General features: G+C 68.4%; 3 protein-coding genes. All 3 read left to right on the top strand.

The annotated features are described in order from the left end of the window. Nucleotides 1–306: 306 nt before the first annotated feature. The 3 genes from ABT336_RS27080 (at nucleotide 307) to ABT336_RS27070 (ending at nucleotide 2,790) form a co-directional block, all read left to right on the top strand. Entirely contained in the window at nucleotides 307–1,110 is an 804-nt protein-coding gene (locus ABT336_RS27080) for a GntR family transcriptional regulator (protein WP_350900389.1), read from the top strand. A 2-nt stretch (nucleotides 1,111–1,112) separates the two neighbouring features. Beyond that, nucleotides 1,113–1,862, top strand: coding sequence for a PP2C family protein-serine/threonine phosphatase (locus tag ABT336_RS27075; protein WP_350900387.1), 750 nt, complete (start codon nucleotides 1,113–1,115; stop codon nucleotides 1,860–1,862). A gap of 82 nt (nucleotides 1,863–1,944) precedes the next feature. Next, a complete protein-coding gene (locus ABT336_RS27070) occupies nucleotides 1,945–2,790 on the top strand; it encodes an SDR family NAD(P)-dependent oxidoreductase (protein ID WP_350900385.1) in 846 nt (281 codons plus the stop codon). Nucleotides 2,791–2,926 lie beyond the last annotated feature (136 nt).

Genomic DNA, 2,926 nt, shown 5'->3' with positions numbered 1-2,926 from the left:
ACCCGGGTCGTCTCCGCCACCGGTATCCGCTCCGCCTCGGCCATGTCGAGGATCCGCTGCTTGGCCGCCTCGAACTCGGCCGCCTGGATCCGCTCAGCCCGAGTCGGCTGAGGGTCCTCCGCCTTCCTCTGCATCCCCACCTCCTGGTCCTCTCGCAAAGTCAATGGGTCGACCCACCTCGATCGGAGGAAGATCGACAGCCACCAGATCACATTGTCTTGGGATAATCGGGTACGACTAGTCTGAGGACAAGGAAGACCGCCCGTCAAGGATTGTCCCCAGACAATCAGGAAGAAGGGTGTCGACGTGCCTGTGCACTCGCGCTACCTGGACATCGCCTCCGAGATCCGGCGGCGAATAGAAACCGGGGAGTGGGAGCCGGGCGCACGGCTGCCCCGGTTGGACGACTTCGCCGCAGAGTACGGCGCTAACCGCGACACCATCGGTAGGGCAGTTGCCGTGCTCGAAACCGAGGGCTACGTCTGGGCCGTTCAGGGCCGCGGCATCGCTGTACGGTACGGAACGATGCGTCCTCGCCGCCCTCGTGGCGACCTGGTCAAGCGCAACGAGCAGGCGACGGGATACTCGTTTCCCTCGGCCAGCAGCCACGAGATGTGGGTTCGCCATGGGACGGCCAGCAACACACCGGCCCGGCTGGAGAACCCCCGCATCGCCAGGCTTCTCGGCGTGGAACCCGGCACCGAGGTGCTACGCCGGTTCCGGATCACCGGCCCGGCCTCCGAGGCACCCTTCCAGATCAACGTCTCGTGGATCCACCCGCGCGTCGCGGAAGTCGTCGCTGACCTCGACGCTGACCCCGCAGCCGGTGAGTGGCTCTGCCGCATCGAGAAGGCAGGGCACTGGCCGATCAGTTGGCTGGAGATCCACCGAGCCCGGATGCCCGACAAGGAGGAGGCCGCTCTCCTGGAGATTCCCACCAGCCTGCCCGTACTGGAGATCGTGCGGGTCGGCACCTCCGGCACAGACGACCGTCCCGTCGAGGTCACCGAGTACGTCGTCGCCAGCGACCGAGTCGAAACCGTCCACGTGCTACACCGCGACGAGAAGGCTCAGGAGCCCTGGCCTGAGGACCCCGGAACAGCAGTCTGACCATGGCGACCACATTGCGTCTGGACGCCGTCGGCCGTACTCACGTCGGTCACGTCCGACGGCGCAACGAGGACGGCCTTCTGCCCGGACGATGGCTGTTCGCCGTCGCCGACGGACTCGGGGGTCACGTCGCCGGTGACATCGCCAGCGCAACGGTCATCGAGGCGATGGCCCGGCACGACCGACCCGTCACGACTGACGAACTGACCGACGTGCTCGGCAGAGCGATCCACGACGCTGCGGCTGCCCTGCGCCGAAAGGTCCGCTCGGAACCCGCACTGAGCACGATGGGTACCACCGTCGTCGCACTGCTCTGGTCCGGCACCACCGCAGTGCTGGGAAACGTCGGGGACTCCCGCGCCTACCTCATGCGAGACCGTTCGGTGCCCGGCAGCAGCCTCGTGCGGTTGACCGAGGACCACACGTACCGACATCTGCTGGCAGGCGCCGACAGGGTGCCGAACCTCCCCGACCGGTTGGCCCGATTCCTCGACGGACGTGCCGACGGCCGGTCCGCCGACCTGACCCGGCTCCGGCTCCGGCCAGGCGACCGGATCCTGCTCTGCTCGGACGGACTGAGTTCCTACGTTCCCGAGGAACTGACCGAGGCCGCGACGAACTCGCTCGACGGTCCCGGGGCCGTCGCCGACCGGCTCATCGACCTGGCCCTCGGTCACGGGGGCCACGACAACGTCACCGTGATCGTCATCGACGTCCACCAGACGATCGACGGTCCGGGAGTGCGTGCCTGAGAACCTCGGTCCGGTCCGCCCCTGGTGAGGTGTCCCTGACCCGAGGAAACGGACGCCACGAACCATCAGTACGATCCCGGCCATGAATGGGGTGAACGATCCTTCAGATGATTCCGCCGGACGCCGTCTCACCGTGGTGACCGGGGCCAGTTCCGGCATCGGACTGGCCGCCGCTGTCGCCCTGGCACGTCGAGGCGACCGGGTGGCGTTGGTCGGACGCGATCCGGCCCGGCTCCAGGCCGCCGGGGAGAAGGTCCACGACACCACCGGTGAACGCCCGGAACTGTTCCGCGCCGACTTCACCGTCCTCGACGACGTACGCGGGCTGGCCGAGCGGCTCCGCGCCGCGTACGACCGGATCGACGTGCTGGCGAACAACGCCGGGATGATGTCCCAGCAGCCGGTCCGCACTGTCGACGGGTTCGAGTTGACCATCCAGGCCAACCATCTGGCCCCGTTCCTGCTCAGCAACCTGTTGTCCGACCGGGTCGGACGGTTGGTGGTCACGGCGTCGAGAATGCACCGGGGAGACCTCGACCCCGACGACCTCAACGCCGGGCTGCACCGGTACCGACCGATGGACGCCTACGCCACCAGCAAGCGGGCGAACATCCTCTTCGCCGCCGAGGCGGCCCGCCGCTGGACCCACCTCACCGCGTACTCGTACCACCCGGGGGTGGTACGGACCCGGTTCGGCTCGGACATTCCCGGACACGACCTCTGGACCCGGTTCATGCCGCTGCTGCGCACCCCGGAGAAGGGCGCGGAGACCCTGGTCTGGCTGGCCACCCAGGAGGCGACCAAGCTGACGAACGGTGGTTACCACCGCGACCAGCGACCGCACCGGGCCCACAACACGGCGACCGACCCGGCGCTGGCCGCCCGACTCTGGGAGGCCAGCTCGAAGGCCGTCGGCATCGACGGCTGAACCCGAGCGAAGACCACCGCCTGCCGGCACCTGCCTGTCGCTCCGAAGATCTTGGAACGGGACGGCCCACCAAGGGGCCGTTTGGTTCCAAGATCTACGGGCGGCCGCCGCCCCCACCGCGGGGTGCGGGGGCGGC

The sequence above is a fragment of the Micromonospora sp. NPDC000207 genome (assembly GCF_040300925.1).
Classification (GTDB): Bacteria; Actinomycetota; Actinomycetes; order Mycobacteriales; family Micromonosporaceae; genus Micromonospora.
The sequence above is the reverse complement of the archived record's forward strand: the minus strand, read 5'-3'. Positions and strand labels throughout refer to the sequence as shown.

Excerpts from the sequence above, each read along its gene's own strand:
- ABT336_RS27075 (WP_350900387.1), top strand. The coding sequence starts at position 1,113 with ATGGCGACCACATTGCGTCTGGACGCCGTCGGCCGTACTCACGTCGGT.
- ABT336_RS27070 (WP_350900385.1), top strand. The coding sequence starts at position 1,945 with ATGAATGGGGTGAACGATCCTTCAGATGATTCCGCCGGACGCCGTCTC.